The 15,799-nt window shown below is 38.9% G+C and carries 21 protein-coding genes; 2 read left to right on the top strand and 19 right to left on the bottom strand.

The genetic code is table 11. The features are described from left to right. Nucleotides 1-24: 24 nt before the first annotated feature. On the bottom strand, nucleotides 25-351 hold the full coding sequence (locus tag QNO02_RS07695; RefSeq protein ID WP_289391632.1) for a hypothetical protein: 327 nt from the start codon (nucleotides 349-351) through the stop codon (nucleotides 25-27). A 36-nt stretch (nucleotides 352-387) separates the two neighbouring features. Next, complete coding sequence (locus QNO02_RS07690; RefSeq protein WP_289391630.1) at nucleotides 388-573, bottom strand: aspartyl-phosphate phosphatase Spo0E family protein; 186 nt, start codon at nucleotides 571-573, stop codon at nucleotides 388-390. A 164-nt stretch (nucleotides 574-737) separates the two neighbouring features. Here QNO02_RS07690 and QNO02_RS07685 point away from each other — a divergent pair, with 164 nt between their 5' ends. After that, on the top strand, nucleotides 738-989 hold the full coding sequence (locus QNO02_RS07685; protein WP_289391628.1) for a helix-turn-helix domain-containing protein: 252 nt from the start codon (nucleotides 738-740) through the stop codon (nucleotides 987-989). Between the two features lie 545 nt (nucleotides 990-1,534). Here the strand turns inward: QNO02_RS07685 and QNO02_RS07680 are convergent. Both QNO02_RS07680 and QNO02_RS07675 read right to left on the bottom strand, forming a co-directional pair. Continuing rightward, nucleotides 1,535-2,266, bottom strand: coding sequence for a hypothetical protein (locus QNO02_RS07680; protein ID WP_289391627.1), 732 nt, complete (start codon nucleotides 2,264-2,266; stop codon nucleotides 1,535-1,537). 184 nt (nucleotides 2,267-2,450) lie between these two features. Next, entirely contained in the window at nucleotides 2,451-3,509 is a 1,059-nt protein-coding gene (locus QNO02_RS07675) for a hypothetical protein (RefSeq protein WP_289391626.1), read from the bottom strand. Between the two features lie 883 nt (nucleotides 3,510-4,392). Between QNO02_RS07675 and QNO02_RS07670 the strand changes: the two genes are divergently transcribed. Continuing rightward, nucleotides 4,393-4,773 carry a hypothetical protein gene (locus QNO02_RS07670; protein WP_289391625.1) on the top strand — a complete coding sequence of 127 codons (381 nt, stop codon included), beginning with the start codon at nucleotides 4,393-4,395 and terminating at the stop codon, nucleotides 4,771-4,773. A 173-nt stretch (nucleotides 4,774-4,946) separates the two neighbouring features. Here QNO02_RS07670 and QNO02_RS07665 read toward each other — a convergent pair whose 3' ends face one another. The 15 genes from QNO02_RS07665 to QNO02_RS07595 form a co-directional block, all read right to left on the bottom strand. Then, on the bottom strand, nucleotides 4,947-5,354 hold the full coding sequence (locus QNO02_RS07665; protein WP_289391624.1) for a serine hydrolase domain-containing protein: 408 nt from the start codon (nucleotides 5,352-5,354) through the stop codon (nucleotides 4,947-4,949). Nucleotides 5,355-5,942: 588 nt separating this feature from the next. Then, the gene (locus QNO02_RS07660) at nucleotides 5,943-6,578 is read right to left on the bottom strand and encodes a P-loop NTPase family protein (protein WP_289391623.1); all 636 of its coding nucleotides are present in this window, start codon (nucleotides 6,576-6,578) and stop codon (nucleotides 5,943-5,945) included. 81 nt (nucleotides 6,579-6,659) lie between these two features. Beyond that, entirely contained in the window at nucleotides 6,660-6,890 is a 231-nt protein-coding gene (locus QNO02_RS07655; RefSeq protein WP_289391622.1) for a hypothetical protein, read from the bottom strand. 171 nt (nucleotides 6,891-7,061) lie between these two features. Then, nucleotides 7,062-7,463 (bottom strand): DUF4279 domain-containing protein, encoded by a 402-nt coding sequence (locus QNO02_RS07650; protein WP_289391621.1) that lies wholly within the window; start codon nucleotides 7,461-7,463, stop codon nucleotides 7,062-7,064. A gap of 137 nt (nucleotides 7,464-7,600) precedes the next feature. After that, entirely contained in the window at nucleotides 7,601-7,990 is a 390-nt protein-coding gene (locus QNO02_RS07645) for a hypothetical protein (protein WP_289391620.1), read from the bottom strand. 26 nt (nucleotides 7,991-8,016) lie between these two features. Then, nucleotides 8,017-8,325 (bottom strand): hypothetical protein, encoded by a 309-nt coding sequence (locus QNO02_RS07640; protein ID WP_289391619.1) that lies wholly within the window; start codon nucleotides 8,323-8,325, stop codon nucleotides 8,017-8,019. A 112-nt stretch (nucleotides 8,326-8,437) separates the two neighbouring features. Further along, nucleotides 8,438-9,124 (bottom strand): hypothetical protein, encoded by a 687-nt coding sequence (locus QNO02_RS07635; protein ID WP_289391617.1) that lies wholly within the window; start codon nucleotides 9,122-9,124, stop codon nucleotides 8,438-8,440. Nucleotides 9,125-9,161: 37 nt separating this feature from the next. Continuing rightward, nucleotides 9,162-9,578 (bottom strand): hypothetical protein, encoded by a 417-nt coding sequence (locus QNO02_RS07630; protein WP_253506615.1) that lies wholly within the window; start codon nucleotides 9,576-9,578, stop codon nucleotides 9,162-9,164. Nucleotides 9,579-9,799: 221 nt separating this feature from the next. Further along, nucleotides 9,800-10,405 (bottom strand): oxidoreductase, encoded by a 606-nt coding sequence (locus QNO02_RS07625; protein WP_289391616.1) that lies wholly within the window; start codon nucleotides 10,403-10,405, stop codon nucleotides 9,800-9,802. 330 nt (nucleotides 10,406-10,735) lie between these two features. Next, nucleotides 10,736-12,457 (bottom strand): helix-turn-helix domain-containing protein, encoded by a 1,722-nt coding sequence (locus QNO02_RS07620; protein WP_289391615.1) that lies wholly within the window; start codon nucleotides 12,455-12,457, stop codon nucleotides 10,736-10,738. A 45-nt stretch (nucleotides 12,458-12,502) separates the two neighbouring features. Continuing rightward, entirely contained in the window at nucleotides 12,503-13,279 is a 777-nt protein-coding gene (locus QNO02_RS07615; protein WP_289391614.1) for an IucA/IucC family C-terminal-domain containing protein, read from the bottom strand. A 1-nt stretch (nucleotide 13,280) separates the two neighbouring features. Next, the gene (locus tag QNO02_RS07610) at nucleotides 13,281-14,321 is read right to left on the bottom strand and encodes an ABC transporter substrate-binding protein (RefSeq protein ID WP_289391612.1); all 1,041 of its coding nucleotides are present in this window, start codon (nucleotides 14,319-14,321) and stop codon (nucleotides 13,281-13,283) included. A 136-nt stretch (nucleotides 14,322-14,457) separates the two neighbouring features. Then, nucleotides 14,458-14,736, bottom strand: a complete 279-nt coding sequence (locus QNO02_RS07605) for a hypothetical protein (protein ID WP_289391611.1) — start codon at nucleotides 14,734-14,736, stop codon at nucleotides 14,458-14,460. A 149-nt stretch (nucleotides 14,737-14,885) separates the two neighbouring features. Next, entirely contained in the window at nucleotides 14,886-15,191 is a 306-nt protein-coding gene (locus tag QNO02_RS07600) for a hypothetical protein (RefSeq protein WP_249911431.1), read from the bottom strand. A 5-nt stretch (nucleotides 15,192-15,196) separates the two neighbouring features. Continuing rightward, nucleotides 15,197-15,793, bottom strand: coding sequence for a chloramphenicol phosphotransferase CPT family protein (locus tag QNO02_RS07595; RefSeq protein WP_289391610.1), 597 nt, complete (start codon nucleotides 15,791-15,793; stop codon nucleotides 15,197-15,199). Between the last annotated feature and the right edge of the window lie 6 nt (nucleotides 15,794-15,799).

The following is a 15,799-nucleotide window of genomic DNA, read 5'->3' as shown; positions in this document are numbered from 1 at the left end:
GAGAATAAGGTCGCTCCCCCTGACTTATGGGTTCGCGTTAATGGTTTGAACAGCCTTTGTATTTGTCTCCTCAAACATCGACTGTCCCAACAAGGAAACTGTGAGCTGAATGCCGTCCCTCAGTCCTTGCATGTACAACCGCTCATTCTCCATCCCTTTGGTGACAATGTATCGGCTCTCCCACTCAGCGTATCCAGGTGTCTGCTCCATATCCTCGCCAGCAAACAATCCTTTGAAAGCTTCGTCTGTTTCATTACGAACGCGACTCAATTCAGGCTCTTGCTCGATCCGCGAAGACACCTCATCCAGCCTGGCCTGAATCGCTTGTTCCAACCACGGTGGAAAATTCATTGCTCATCCTCCCTTGCGCATTATGTACCTCACTCATCATCGTACAACTCGGTTATGTCTCGCCTTCATTTCACTCACTCGTGCCACCAGTTCATCTACCCTTCGGCTCTGTTCCTGAACCTCGAGATTGTCCCACAACGGAATCGCTTGCTTCAAGGATGCCTCACCAAGCTGATTAAGCTTGCGCCGTTCCTTTTCCAATAAGTCAAGCAACCGGCTCATACATCCACCTCTCTGATGGGTCTAAGCTGCGCCAGGTCTTGTTAAAACTAGACGTGAGCAGCCATTTTTAATGCGATTATCGGTTTATTTCATTTTAATTCGATTTCCGCATTAAAACAACCATTATCTCTCATACAATTTGGTTGAAATGAGGGGTGTAAATAATGAAGCATAGACAAGAACCGCCTGGCGACAAAAACATCATCGGCTCCCGAGTCGTAGCTATTCGTAAAAGCAAAGGAATCAAACAAAGAGAATTCCTCGCCAGACTACAAACACTGGGCTTGGATATCAGTCAAACGAGTCTCTCACGATTGGAGGGGCAATATCGTCTTGTTCAGGATTACGAAGTAGTGGTAATTGCAAAGGCTTTGGAGGTTTCTGTGGGGTATTTGCTTAGGGAAGTTGAGGATTGAAGAAAGTACATCATATTTAAGCACGTTATTTTTGCATTACACTTCGACAAAAAATCAGCACCTTCTTTTCGGTATACTATGGAACCATACGAAGTAAGATTTCCTGTAAGCGACCATACACAAACAAAGGGTGTCCTTCGTAACAATCTATCGTTAAGAGATTTGATTAATTTAAAAGTTAAAGACTTGTTCATAGTTATTTTAATTGGTTCAACTATTTCCGGAGTATTAGCATTTGCATCATAAGGAACCCCAGTCAAAGCAACAATTTAGAAGATCTACCTTTATGTAGATTCATTTTATAGAGGAGAGAGAAAGTAAGGGCCAATATGTAATTCGGGCATATGAAGACTTTCCTGACAATATGGCTACCTATGGCTGGTATCATGTAGACAAATACTCTGGTGTGGTTTATTACTATGATTTTGAAAATGATAAATAGATAAAAATATAGGGCGGAGCTTCTCCACCCTTCTTCTTATAAATTAAACCCAGCTCATGTTTTCGATCAATATGATTTAGAGAAATAGCTATTCAATATTTTATTAATTTCTTTTGTATTTCTTATTTTGCATTTCCATAGAAAGTGAAGGAATCTCAAAATCCTCATCAAACAATCTAATATCCTGATGATTTGTAACTAACTCCATACTTTTCCCTATTAGTACTGAATAGTCCTTTTTCATTTGTTGTAACACTCTACGGAACCCCTCATAGTTTTGTGAGGATTGATCAAGTAAACTAAACAGCCATTTCTTATCGTAGCGCTTATATAAATAAGCAGTAATAGGGTTGTAGTTATTTATTAACTTATTTGTAATTTCTGAACCTTTATTCTTTTCTAATACCTCAAGTTGTGCATGTATAATAGATTCAGGCATGTGTGCCGACCAATTCCGACCATTATTAAACTGAGAAATAATAGATTGTATATCATCTGATAAATCAGAAAGTCCGAAATCAATATCTTTTTTTCTATCTATTATCTTTCGCAACTTTTTATATGATGCCGCTGTGTTAGTTTCGTCTGCAAATATATTCAGCAACCCTAAAGAGACAAAACCAAGTTTGTCTCTAAATTCGTCATAAATCTCACCATTAAAAAACTTAACTTCATCACTGTTAAGATCCAGTTCCTCTATTGTTTTTTTTAGTTCATTAATGTATTTTCTATACTGTAGTACTTGTTTATGAGCCGTAACTATAAGGAAGCGTAAATAATGAATAAAATCATGTTTACTTTCCAATTTATACAATTTATAGTTTTTATTTTCCATAATATATTTTCCTTTCTCTTACAAAATTCAGTAAACGATTCTATAAACACTTCTCATGTCGTTGTGCTGAAACCATTTAAGTCGAAGGATAACAAACTGGAACAGCGTTCGAATTGTTTATATTCTACCAATTAACCTAAATTCATTAACAAGATTGGAGAAATTCTAGTTTTATTACAATCTATCAATTTATTAGAACTTGGAACACTACATTTCCAATCACACCACAAAAAACACTAAAAACAAAGGAAGCTATAAATTTTATTATACTATTCCTTGATTTCTTCTTACTTTTGGCCTTATATTTCTTTGTATGTTCATTGAGACATATAAATGCTTCATGTAGTGTCATTTTCCCCAAAATACCGTCAAATAAAAAACCAGCTAATATTGAGAGAAAAACACCTCCAATTAAGAGAATAATCGCATATAAATTAAATTGTTGCCAATCGCCACTAGCAATATATTCAGAAATATAATTTAACTTTATGTTAATATCGTTTGTTCCTATGATGATATTATTAATTTTATTTACAGAATACTCTGAGTAAGAATTTACAGTATATATGCAACCAAATAAAACAATTAAAAATAATGAAATTGAACTTAATAGTGTGATTCTATTTTGGTTCTTTTTAATGGTTTTATAAAATGATCTTTCGTCTTCAAGTAACACCTTAACTTGATTGGATAACAAGTTTTGAATATCGTTTCCCCATGTTCGATCTGTATACCCAATAACAAATTTTATTGCCCCTACTTCTGATAGTGAATAAATTCTATCTATATTTTTGTTAAGTATAGTTTGATCTGAAATAAAAACCATTTCTGTTTCTTGTTTTTCGGGACTTTTCTTATCCGGAAAATGAACTAAGAATGACCAATACACATTAAGACGAGTTATTACTAACGGCTGGGTTGAATTGTAGGTTCTAAGCTCTTCAAATGAGCCTAATTTAATAGATGAATCATCTTCAAATGTAATTGTTGCTCTAAAATCAAGTAATTCAGAAGGATTTTGACGTACTCTTTGCGTTAAAACATGATGAATATTTATTATGTTGCTTATCTCGACACTAAATGATCCCTTGAATACATTCTCCACCACTTGTGGCCGACCTAACAAACTTGATACGAAGCCTCGCAATGCATCATGATTGATAGGTAATTTGACAAATCCCTGATCAATAGTCACTTCAGGTGCTATTTCAATAATCTCTTTTGTTTTTTCAGCATTCGCCATCTTACTCATCCTTCGTTAAAATAATATAATTCAATTTATATTTGGGGTTTAAAATTATTCAAATATCTCAGATAACATCTAATCTATGTAAAATATGATTACTACTCCTTCAGGGTACGAACTAACATATATGATAACTCATGTTAAGATATTTGCGAAGAAAAATTTGGTGAAAAAGGGAGATTCAGCAGAGAAAACATTTCTCAATATTCCTTCACTTCAACAATATTTTAAATTATAGGTATTTTTATCATTAAAACTCGTATATCGTTGAGTTATTCGCGCACTCTAAGACTTTGCATCTCTAACAAGGAAATATCTGCACGATATTCAAAACACTTGTGTAGAAGCTGCCTCAGGATATGAATATAAGCATTCTCAAAAATCTTGTGCGTTGCTTGGTTTCTTCAAAAACCTCCTGCACGCTCCGCTCGGTAAAATGTTGATAATCAGAAGATTGCCCCGGAGACATTAACGATTGGGTCTATCTTCAGCTATGTATTTCTACACGATATCCCAGCCGAGATTTGAAAGAAGTTTCCTCCCTTCCTTTTATCACTTCCCCTGTCTCACGAGGAGTGTTTTCCTTTCAATATCGAGAAAGTTGCAACGAATACATATAATTCCACCTACACGTAGCCCGGAAGAATAGATCAGAAACAATTGACCTGATTACAATACGTTTTGATCATTTTAAGGTTGTATCCTCGCAACTTTAGCGCTTTCTGCAACAATTCTTTGATCGATTGTTTTTTTTACTTACTAGCATTTCATTGAGACAATCCACTTACAGATAACGGAAAATGCTGATAGAATATATGGATGATAATGTTGTTCTCACACAGTTATATTTTTGGTAGTAAAACATAAGGAGGGGGTGTATTTGATTATCAAGAAGCTAATAATTAGCGTCATCACACTTTGTATTCTAATCATATTGGGTTTTCTGAGGTGGGACATCCTTGAGTCCAGCGCAGACTTTCGTTATAAGTATGATCGATGGGCAGGTCAAAAATGGGTAGAGTTCTATCCGCCGCTAGCTGCTTCTTCCAACAGCATGGAGTTTCCACTTATATATAGGGATGAAATAAATCAAAAGGATATAGATAAATATTTAGGAAAACAAGCTCTCTCTGGAGAGTTAGTGAATAAGTGGATTGAACGAACAAAATTAACGGATGGGTATATAGGTCTATTATTATTGAATATTCTAGTGGTTATTTACAGTTCTATTAAATTATTTATTTTGAGAGACAAAAAATAGGATGATCTTGTTCCCCCTTCAATATGCCGAGGCACAAGTTGTCAAAGAACAACTAACACAAAGGCAGCTGTCCCACATAAGGAACTGCTGCCTTTACTCAGTTTAATTGACCCCACTTAATACCATTGATATATAGAAGTCATTCACGAGTCTTTGTATTACATGGAGTATATCTATGGCAGATATTCCTGGATATCCGTCTCCAAATCAAGCTTTCCTTGTTCGACAAGCTGCATCACACTCGTATAGACCAACAGTTTCGAGATGGAAGCCCATTCAAAAACCGTAGAGGTGTCCGCCTTTCGCTGATTCTCAATATCTGCGTAACCATATGCCTTATTCACAATGGTTTCACCATCTTTGATAGCTACAACCGAAACGGCAGCGGTATACTTCTCATACGATGCAACATAAGCATCAATCGTTTCCTCTAACTTGGATAAAGGAATCCTGGAAGGTGTAGTCTCAACCTGTTTCTCATCAGCCTGGGCAGGTAATGCTATTGCCATGATGATAAATATGTATGACAGAATACAAGCGATTACTTTCTTTACCGTGTGATGTCCACGATTCATCTGCATTAGCTTCTCTCCTTTTATATTAAATGTTAATCACATCTCTTGTTTTCGAGTATGCGTTCTCAGAAAGAGTCCACATGAATCCAAGTTATTTTCAAATGCAATTACACTCCATTCAAGAGAGAGGTCGGAGAAGTTCACCTTTCCAATTAACGATGTTTATTTCTTTATCTTTCAAGAGGCACCAATCAATCATTTCACCTATCCATTTTGGCGTGATGATCTCATCGCTCCATTTCGGTGTTAGTACTCTTCTGTATCCTATATATTCTGTTGTCCAGCCTTCGAATTCTTCTCCGATGATGACTATAAATGGGATCTTGTTCTTAATACTATGTTGTCCCACTTCATAAGTAACGATTAACTTCTTATCCTCAGAAACGATATGTAATTTAATTATTCCTTCATCGTCAATATCCGGTTCAACATACCAATAAAATAATCGATTGGAGCGAACGATTTTACGTTTATATTTTTCTTACGCCCATAACTCACCTCACATGTTCTTTTCCCTTTACTCGCAGTATTGGGTCAGTTATCTAAGACACAGCTAGAGTAGCTTTGGGATCTGTTATTAGAATCACACTAAGATTAAGGAGTAGTACTCTTGTAAAAATCAATTACTCTATCAAAGATTTCGATCTCTCGTTTTTTTATGTCCGGTAATGTCTCGCTATGCTTTACAATATGATGTATATTATCTGCTACAGTCTCTGCTTTATGAATCCCTACATATCCTGGTACCAGTTCATTAAGATAATGGAAGTATCTCATTTGAGGTTCAATCATGTGCAGATGTTTATCAAAATTTCTTCTGGATCTTGTCTGATCCATCTCCTTTCGCTTGCGCAGCTCATCTTCTTCAGCCCAGAATAGTACATAAGCATCCGGTAATGATATTTCATTCTTCAATAACTTCTTTCTAAAAAAGTTCGCTGTTTCATCTAGAGATAGGTGCTCATAACCATATATCCAGCTGTACCAAATCTTAAATACATCGCCATCCAAAATCACATACTCATGTTGTTGATTCTTCTCATATGCTATATGCCATCTATCGATTTGTCTCTCCAGCAACCACATCATAAGTTCCTTACCGTCAAGTTGAGGAGATTCAAAAAGAAGCCCTGTTTCTGGAACAATAAATGCATCATATTGTGTAGCGAACTGCTGACAAGTGGTACTTTTACCTACAGAACTGGCACCTTCGAGACAAATTATCGTCATTCAATTACCTCCAAATATTACTCACCAAATGATTAATCAACCTTCACTGGCTCTTAAGCGATCATGTTGAATTTCATTAGACTATGTACTGTAGATTTCTTTGATCTTTAGCCAAGTTTCATACCAGAATGTTTTTCGTTTAAGAGGTTTTATTACCTTAATCTCGACTTCTTTTCGTTTCAAATAAACCGTGCCATCCACTTCAATGAGTCTATCGCCATATGCAAATACAATATCCTTGCATTCTTTGTGATACTGGTTCTCTCTTGTTTCTGACCACTCCGCTTTATCAATAGAATGCCGTTTTCTCATTATGTAAGATCCTCCTTAAAGAAAAACACCACTATTTTCAGCAAAAAAGCAGCTCGCCCCACATCATTAACACTTTATTATCCGATATTGATGAGCCTTAAGGTTCGTTTATTCCTACACAATGTTATCTGATGTCCATTCCTTGGAAGCGTGTCTTACAAACTTTATTTGTTATTCTAATTCTTCATTATATGGATTTGCATACAAATCAACATCAATTTCAGCATGAATCATATTAACAAATTCAATAAAATCAGAATCGAAATAAAGAGCAGGCGTTTCCCCCTCTTCTATTCTTATTACAATGAAAAATTTCGTGCTTAATTGATGTTCAATCCGAATCGAATTGATCTCTTTTACTTTGTTTCTTAATGTATCGACTACTTTTCTTAATTGGTGATTTACATCTAATGATTCTTCATACTCTGTACCCAATGTCCATGATGTTTCTTTTACTCGAAGCTTTTCGTTAATTATATCTCCTTTATAAGCCGTATTCGTAGGTTCAATTTTAAGTATTGAAGTTACATGATTCGGATCGACTTCATCTCCAAACAAACAAAAATAGGCCATTACTTCGGTTTTGTCTTTCAGGAGTTTCACCTCTTTAAAAATGGATGTATGGACCTCCGCTACTCCAACTCTTTTAATACAATTGCACATAACATTTGGTATTTACGAGCCGAAGAACCCTAACTGACCAGTAATTATTATTCTTGCTTCCATTGATGTGATTCGTGTAGTTTACCAGTTTCATAAAAATACTTTAGTACTTCAAGCATGGGTATTAATTCTATACAAATGTTATCGCAATAATTTCCCAACTGACCACCAATAACTAGAGAAAATTCACTATTTCCCTGCTTATCGTTCATAAGCGTATATATATGTTCATCAATTGTAATAGACACTACAAAATATTCCGGTCCGCCTCCAACTAATGCTGAACCTGTGTCTGATACCTCAAAAAAAACTAATGTAAATTTATCTCCATCGAGTTTTCTCAAAAAACGTAAACTGTCTGCCCATGTAGGGTTCATAACTATCTCTTCATTAAATGTGGTCCCATTCCGTTCATCAATGCTAATAGAATTTATCACTTTTTCTTTTTATCCTCCTTCTTTCATCACACATATCCATCTTCAGGTTCACCAACATCAAAACCCAACACTTTTGTCGCTTCCAACTTAAATGTTTCTATCCAAGACATCCATACATCGCTATCCATCTGTGCATAAAATGATAATCCACTAGGCTCAACGGATGCTTCAATGAAAACATCATCCTCTTCAGTTCCAAACCAATATGGAATTCCACTTTTATAACCAATCCACCCTGGCATACTCTCATATACTTTAGAAACTTTATCCCATACCTCAACAGGCAGGTCATATCTTATATTTAGGTTACAATTATGAGAGTTTATGTTGTTCATATCCATTCTCTCCTTCTACCTTAGACGTACCAAAAATATCCTATATATACTTCTCCCACTACTTGATCAAGGATGTGTCTCTTGTTCTTTATATACTATTTTCGTTTATCGTTTACCAAATATCTTCTTCCTTTAAGATTTCTTTGGTGGGCTGGTCTACAGCTAACCAAGTAGAAATATCCCCTTCTATTTTTCTCTTCCACGCTATCAAAAAATGTACTTGGCATATCTCGCGGGAATCCATCTGTATCATAGGTACTTCAACGCCTTGATCAGAATGTAAGACAGAACTATACTTCTCAAAATCAGAGTTTAAAGCAAGAAATTTAGGAATCATATCACCTTGGTTTCTTTTTCGCATTATCAGTGGTTTTTCTTGAGTTCCTATGTGTAGACGGTATTGTTCATTCTCATATTCTACAGCTTCAAGATTTTCTCCCGTGTCAGCTCCGTGATCTTCCCAGCTGTATCCCTCTTTCCACGAAGCAGAAAAGCTACACGTGCTTATCTGATGATATGCATTGGGTTTGATTCTATATACGGCTCCCCAGCATTCGTCTACTTCCTGAGGTGAAGAAAGATTATGGTTCAGATTACAGAGCAATAACTCGCAATCAAACGAGTCGTAGTAATACTGGTATAGTGTGCCGCCATGTTTGAGCTGAGCACAGTGAGTAGGAAGATAACATTCGCTGGAGACAGCAAGAGAAAGTTCAATTGTTCCTAGAGGCGTATATATTGAAGGTTTTATATGATCAGTACCTTGAATTAAGGCTTCTTTTCCACGAAAAAGCTTCATAATGTCCCTCCTTACTCATCTACTTAAGAGTTACTTTCTATTCTTGATAATTAAAAAAATATTTATTATATAAATTTGGCTCCATTTCTTTTATTCTAATTCCATTCTCTCCTGCGTCCTCTATCCCTCTTATGTAGAAAAGACACTTTAAATTTTTATCAAAGACAATACAAGAAAAGTCCCAGTCTTGATACCTATATTGCTCTAATAAATCTTTCTTGGATTTGATATATGGTATAAAACTCATCTTATTTGAGTTATCGATTATTTGTATCACATTATCTAACTTTAATACTTTATTTTTAGATAAGTAGGTATCGAGATCTTCTTCATGGTAAATGTCTAAAAATAAAATAGAATTATCTTCTATTAGTAATCCATCTAGAACCTCGGTGATATTACAATTTAGAATCTTAAAGTATGGAGGCATTTTGATAATTTGTAATGGTTTCATCAGTTCTCCCCAAAAAAGTATTATCGAGAATTTCATAAAGTGTTCTTATATCTACTAACCCTCACTACCTTAAAGAGTGCAGCGACTTGTCGCAATTCAATAAGGTAGTTCAGGGTTACCTGCTACCTCCACTTCTTCGAAACCCTCGGTATACAAAGAAGTGGAGGCAACGTAGCGTAGATATGTTGTTATTTAGATGTCAATTGTCTTCCACAAAACACTTATAGATTGTATTTCGTTTTCATTCTTTCATATAACTTATATTCCGTATTTCGATTTACAATCTCTCCAATTAACTCTTTCCATTTATTTTCAATCCACTTAGGACTTTGTTCTTTCAGAATATCCTCGTTAAATTGACTATCGATATACTCCAAATCTTGTTTAAGCACTCCTATATCCTTAATCAGTTGATTTCTCGATTCTTTTTCTAGCGATATCTTATTCGATAAAATGTCGTCTGTGATTTCTACACTTATATACGTATACATATCTCTAAACACATTGTAGATTAAATTGGTTGATGATAATTGATCTTCCTTGAAGTCGGAATTCAGAAAGACGAATGATTCTTCACCAACTTTCAAAGATACCGCCACATTTCCTAAGGCATGTATGACTGTTTCCTTGGAAGAGCCGTCCTCTAAGCTTTTTATCACATTATCTAAATTGTAGATGGATTCTTTTATACCAAATTGAGTTCCATGATTTAGTTTAACCGCGTAATCAACTTCTTGATTGTCTTTGTACGCTTTGAATTGATAGTTGAAGTACATGCTTATTACCAATCCAACCATTAGTATGATTATTGCTATATTTTTTTTCATTGAATCCCCTCCTAATAGTGCCTGAACTACGTATATGATAACCCATATTGTTACAATTGCGAAAGGAAATTGGCGAATAAGGGAGATTTATTAGTTTTCTCAACCCCGTATCCATACACTCCTACGGGCTTTAAATACGCTGAATATATGCAGGGTTGTACAGAGTGCGAGTATGCAGTGAGTCCTTTATTATAGTAATAAAACAAAAAGGCCCTTCTTCATTCCATGGGGAATCCGACGGCCTTCCGATGCTTTTGGAACATATCAACTTTTTGAAAGGTAGCGCGTACCAACTTTCGCTGCAAGCAGGCTAGGGCCAACAACTACCTATCAAGCCAACAACGCCTGTTCAATCTGATCCACAATGCCATTGATGCCTGTTGGTCCATAACAACCGATCCATGTCGCCGCATCTACGGAGTGTATTTGCTGTCTCTCATCCGTATCAAGCATCCTCCAGACACGTTGCTCGGTCGCGGATATACCCTCCTGCATGATCTCATTGCTAAGCAAAAAGTAGTGGCTCGCCTGCACAGCCGGTAGTCTGTCAACGGAGATATGATAGGCCGTGTCGGTGGTATCTGCTACAAATAACGGGACAGGCAGACCCAGATCACGGTACAGCACAGCACCTGTACGATGCGAAGCAGAATGTACGCGAACCAGAGAATCCAGCGGACGAATCAGTGCCACGCTCTTACCTGCCAGTACTGGAGCAAGTTCTTCAGAAAGCAATGTGGTTCGTCGGTGATAATCCGCAAGTATACGTTTTGCCTCTGCTCGTTTACCAGTTAATTCACCGAACAGGCCAAGAATGGTCTGCCAGCTCTCATTGCGCTTAAACATAAGAACTGGAGCGACGCGGCTTAACCGTTCATAGTACTGATCATGTACCTCGGTGCAAATAATCAGATCCGGTGACAATCGTTCTACCGCAAGCAGATCAGGGTACTCATACGTTCCGAGTATCTCGGTACCCTGAAGTCCTGCCCTGATATATTGCGGGAAATGGAACGTTCCACTTCCCAATCCCACACTTCCTGCTGGAGACAATCCAAGTGCAAGCAAATGATCCGCATATTGAACATCAAGTACAGCGATACGTTGCGGAGAACGGGTGACAGGATATTCACCTCGCATATGGCATATCACAGGGCCTTGGTCCGACTCGTACGAAGAAGCCATGCGATTCCGCAGCAAGGATTGAGCATAATTTGCATCTGTTTCCTTAGCCGCATCAAGCCGATAACGCAGCGGAGGGACGCCATAATATTTCTTAAACGCCCTACTGAAATAATACATGTCGCGGTAGCCCATCTTGTCAGCAATTTCCCCAATGGACGCATCTGTATGATGCAGCATCCGCGATGCATTTTCCATTCGTAGCTGGATGACGTACTCCATTGGTCCAAGCTGCTTCTCTTGTTTGAATCGTCGCTGTAACTGCCTTACGCTGCATCCGGCAAGAGCCGCCAGCTCTTTAAGCTCCAGATTCTGGCGATAATGCGATGATATATATGACACGACCACATCCACCATGTCGGACTCTGCTCCGCCTTGACCACGTTCATACTCCATGATCAGTTCATAGATCATCCCCTGAAGCAACGCATGGGCATGAAATCGTTCAAGTCCTTCGCCACGACGCCATTTGGCAACGATTTTTTCCGCATTCTGGATCCATTCTGCCTGAGTCACAGGGTTCTGAATAAACGAATTTTGCAGCGGATGTTTGCGATACGAGGGCATGGCATGGGAGGCTCCTTCCATGGAAGAAGCCTCGTACATGATTACGATATAATAAAGTTCGTCTGATCTGGCCGTCAGCGTAAAGGATGATCCCTTCACCACATGACAGGCAAAAGAAGCTCCAATGTGGCTACCCTCGCCATCCATTGCAAGCTCCCCTTCCCCTCCATATGCCAGCAGCAGCACATTTGAAGTTAAATCCGTTTCGTGTAAAACGCTGCCTGTCTGCAAAGTACCACTATACCCGTCAAGCATCTTGATCGTTGTATCACTCCATAGACTTGTCTGTTCTTGCAGCGGCATTTCTCTCATCTCCTGACAATAGCAAAGGTAAAATTCTTGCTGTTGTCATTTTAGTTGAGATTCTTTCTCATTGTCAATTTTCGGACATTTGAGACAATATTCGCCTGACATCTGGTAATAGAAACAGCAGGTAATTCGCTCGCTTTTGGCAACATGCACATTGTCCTTACAATCGGTGAAGCGGGTTAACGGATTCTTCCTCTCACCAAACACTTCCCCGGATGCCACCTGCGTCAGATATGAAAAGTCCTCTTGAATGATCTTACTTTCCTGCTCAGTTTCGGCTTCATCAGGAGCGAATAGTCGGCCGATACGTACCATGATATTCTCCCAGAGAATACTCATCGAAAGAGGCGCAATCGCAGCAAGTGTCTTTAACAGAGGTGTCAGCTGTACCGCAAACATGCTCTGGACTGCCTTTTCCCGCCATACGCTCCTGTCTCCAGTCAGTTCTTCAGCCTGAAGCCCGTTCACCGCTAGAAAAGGAAATCGTGTGCCGCCCTCATGATCTGAGAGCGCCGGATGATAGAGAAAGCTGTTCTCCAGCTGAAAGGTAACATGCTGATGATGAAACGTCATCGCGGTCACGAGCGGAGTCGTCCATAGATAGCCAAGCCTCTTGGCTAACATGGAGGCTGCGACTTTCATGTCAGGCGCATCGATATAGTTCTGAAACCAGCTGATATACTCTCGACACGCCTCTTCGTCATGCAACTCAATCAAAGCAATGGTACGGACACTATGTTCAGGCGGCTCACCAAGCAAAATCGAATGATCCTCTACCGTCTCTTTCCATAAGTCTGTCGAGAGATATGGGTTCATATTAATTCGATCCGAGCAGGGCTTCCGATGCCTGATCTACAATCAGATTAATCGCAAGCGGTCCGTAATAAGCGATCCACAGTGTTGAGTTTACGTCATACGTGCGGTTATTCTTCACAGCATCGAGGGACTTCCACACGGGATTAATCAACATAGCCTCTGCTTCTGCCGCAAACAGCTCATCCGACAGCACAAAATAACGATCTGCCCCAATGTCAGGAACCTTCTCCATGGAAATTTCAACAGAAGTATCATCCTTGATCTCTTTAACGAGTTCAGGCATGTTCAAGCCCAAATCATTATACAAAATGCCACCTGTGCGGTGCTCGATACCATGAACACGAATGCCTTCTTTACGCGGACGAATCAGAGCGACTGTCTCATCTCCCATTTTCTCTGCCAGCTGTGCCTTCAGACCAGCAACTTTCTCCTCATAGGCTGTGCGCACTTTCTCTGCCTCGTCCTGCTTGTCTGTAATCTTAGCCACTGTAGCTAACGTATCCCGCCAATCTTCATAGAAATCGAGTACCAGGGTAGGTGCAATTTTGCTTACACTCTCATACTGTTTCTCCTGGAAGTCCGTCATGATAATCAGATCCGGGTCCAACGCTACAATCGCTTCCAGATTAGGCTCGTCCCGTGTACCCAGAACCTGTACATCACTCGGTTGATCACCTAAGTATTCTGGAAAATCGGTGTTGCCTCCAGCGATAACACTACCAGCTGGCTTCTCGCCAACCGCTAACATCTGATCCAGAAACTTAACATCAAGCACTGCAATTTTCTGTAGTTTTTCATTTAGAGTGATGTCACCCTTCATACCCTTGATCGTTACAGGAAAAGCTCCGTCCGTCTGCGTTTCCGCATTCGCAGGTGTCTCCGCTGGTGTTGCCGCAGATTGCTTACCGCTATCTGTACCTGTTGCGGCACCGCAAGCCGTCAAAACAAGAATAAGGGCCAGCATCAAGCCCATAAGTAATCGTGATTTGTGAGCAGCATAGCCCTTGTTACCAGCCGCTTGCCCCTTTGTTCCTTGTTTCATGATGAATCCCCCTTATGCATAATACTGATAATGATTTTCATTGTCGAAACATAAAGAGAGTATAAACGATCTCCGTATCGTGTTACCATGTACTTTTGCGACATTTCAGCCGGACTAATGCGACATCGCGAGCCTTTTATCCGCCCTTTAATTTCTCAGCGATATACCCTTGCAGTCGGTAGATGTCCGAAAGAAGCTCTTCTTCCTCCGGCGTATTCTCATACTCCCCTAACCAGCGCGGTGTGCGGATATGCCACTCATCTGTCAGGTATTGCTGTTCATCCCGATACTCCAAAATATGTCCCAGGAAATATTCCAGTGATCCAAAAGATTGTTTACGACTATCGTTGATGATGGATTGTGTTTGTTCAATGATTACCTGTAACATGTGTTGAATATGATCTTCTGGATTCATAGCGTTCTCCCCCTTGTCCAGCAAAGTTCTAAAAACAAAAAGAGGAAGGCCCTTCTCTATTCCATAGAGAATCAGACAACCTTCCAATCTTCTTTTCAAAACATGAATCATGTATTAACTCATCTGATGTAGAACTCATCATTTCGAAGCTACTCTGGATATTCCCTTGATGCCTCGATCAATTTATTTTCTTCATCAAAAACGTTCAGCACTCTCTCAATGTCATCCACTTCATAGCTTCTAACAACAATCAGTTGCTGCATATGAAGACCTGGTGGGTCAATGTCCGGTCGAGACAAATTATTTAGCAAACGTTCTGGTGTATATAAGATGCTCCATCGTCTGGAACCATCTGTAAAGACCATCGTGATCTCTATCCAATTCCATTCTTCCGAGTTATCCGATCTCACCTCATCATCAAAGCGCCAGCTTACCAGCCTTGGTCTTAAATTCATTTCTTTTACGATGTTTTTACCTCTCTTCTGCTTAACTTCTTAAATGCCGAGTATTCCTGATCGGACTTCATATAACTTAATATCTTTTCCGCACATGCAGCTGAGCTAAGCTCTTCCGTATTTACTTCCAGATCATATTCATCATAGGAGTAGATGTAGTCGAACTGGGAATGGGCAAGTCCAATCTCACGATCTCCCCTGCTCTGCTCTCTTCTGGTGAGTTCTTCTTTCGAGCAATGCACGCCTACAAACAATATCGGATAATCCGATAGTAAATTATAAAAATCGTTAAACCACTTGTCATTGCTGATAACCGTATCCACGATGACATTCAAACCCATTTCCGAAAACAGCTTAATGGTTGCACAGTACAACGAATTGATGGGGTCAAACAGGATATCTGTCATCACATGGTGTTCCACTTCTCTTGTTGGTTTCATATCTGGATATGTATTGTCGATAAACTGATCATAATTATGCAGAAATTGATCTACAGATAGATGATGAAACGGAATATCTCCCTGATTTTTCATTTCCATCGCAATGCTCGTCTTCCCCGAACTTGACGTTCCGTTCAAAAATATAATGAGTCCTCGTTCCATATTGAT

Source organism: Paenibacillus sp. PK1-4R (assembly GCF_030369595.1).
In the GTDB taxonomy this organism is placed as follows: domain Bacteria; phylum Bacillota; class Bacilli; order Paenibacillales; family Paenibacillaceae; genus Paenibacillus.
Note: the sequence above shows the minus strand (reverse complement) of the source record. Positions and strands in the feature narration are given on the sequence as shown.

Bases quoted from the DNA above. Each gene is read 5' to 3' on its own strand.
- QNO02_RS07695 (WP_289391632.1), bottom strand. From the start codon at position 351: ATGAATTTTCCACCGTGGTTGGAACAAGCGATTCAGGCCAGGCTGGAT.
- QNO02_RS07690 (WP_289391630.1), bottom strand. From the start codon at position 573: ATGAGCCGGTTGCTTGACTTATTGGAAAAGGAACGGCGCAAGCTTAAT.
- QNO02_RS07685 (WP_289391628.1), top strand. From the start codon at position 738: ATGAAGCATAGACAAGAACCGCCTGGCGACAAAAACATCATCGGCTCC.
- QNO02_RS07680 (WP_289391627.1), bottom strand. From the start codon at position 2,266: ATGGAAAATAAAAACTATAAATTGTATAAATTGGAAAGTAAACATGAT.
- QNO02_RS07675 (WP_289391626.1), bottom strand. From the start codon at position 3,509: ATGGCGAATGCTGAAAAAACAAAAGAGATTATTGAAATAGCACCTGAA.
- QNO02_RS07665 (WP_289391624.1), bottom strand. From the start codon at position 5,354: ATGCAGATGAATCGTGGACATCACACGGTAAAGAAAGTAATCGCTTGT.
- QNO02_RS07660 (WP_289391623.1), bottom strand. From the start codon at position 6,578: ATGACGATAATTTGTCTCGAAGGTGCCAGTTCTGTAGGTAAAAGTACC.
- QNO02_RS07655 (WP_289391622.1), bottom strand. From the start codon at position 6,890: ATGAGAAAACGGCATTCTATTGATAAAGCGGAGTGGTCAGAAACAAGA.
- QNO02_RS07650 (WP_289391621.1), bottom strand. From the start codon at position 7,463: ATGGCCTATTTTTGTTTGTTTGGAGATGAAGTCGATCCGAATCATGTA.
- QNO02_RS07640 (WP_289391619.1), bottom strand. From the start codon at position 8,325: ATGAACAACATAAACTCTCATAATTGTAACCTAAATATAAGATATGAC.
- QNO02_RS07635 (WP_289391617.1), bottom strand. From the start codon at position 9,124: ATGAAGCTTTTTCGTGGAAAAGAAGCCTTAATTCAAGGTACTGATCAT.
- QNO02_RS07630 (WP_253506615.1), bottom strand. From the start codon at position 9,578: ATGAAACCATTACAAATTATCAAAATGCCTCCATACTTTAAGATTCTA.
- QNO02_RS07625 (WP_289391616.1), bottom strand. From the start codon at position 10,405: ATGAAAAAAAATATAGCAATAATCATACTAATGGTTGGATTGGTAATA.
- QNO02_RS07620 (WP_289391615.1), bottom strand. From the start codon at position 12,457: ATGCCGCTGCAAGAACAGACAAGTCTATGGAGTGATACAACGATCAAG.
- QNO02_RS07615 (WP_289391614.1), bottom strand. From the start codon at position 13,279: ATGAACCCATATCTCTCGACAGACTTATGGAAAGAGACGGTAGAGGAT.
- QNO02_RS07610 (WP_289391612.1), bottom strand. From the start codon at position 14,321: ATGAAACAAGGAACAAAGGGGCAAGCGGCTGGTAACAAGGGCTATGCT.
- QNO02_RS07605 (WP_289391611.1), bottom strand. From the start codon at position 14,736: ATGAATCCAGAAGATCATATTCAACACATGTTACAGGTAATCATTGAA.
- QNO02_RS07600 (WP_249911431.1), bottom strand. From the start codon at position 15,191: ATGAATTTAAGACCAAGGCTGGTAAGCTGGCGCTTTGATGATGAGGTG.
- QNO02_RS07595 (WP_289391610.1), bottom strand. From the start codon at position 15,793: ATGGAACGAGGACTCATTATATTTTTGAACGGAACGTCAAGTTCGGGG.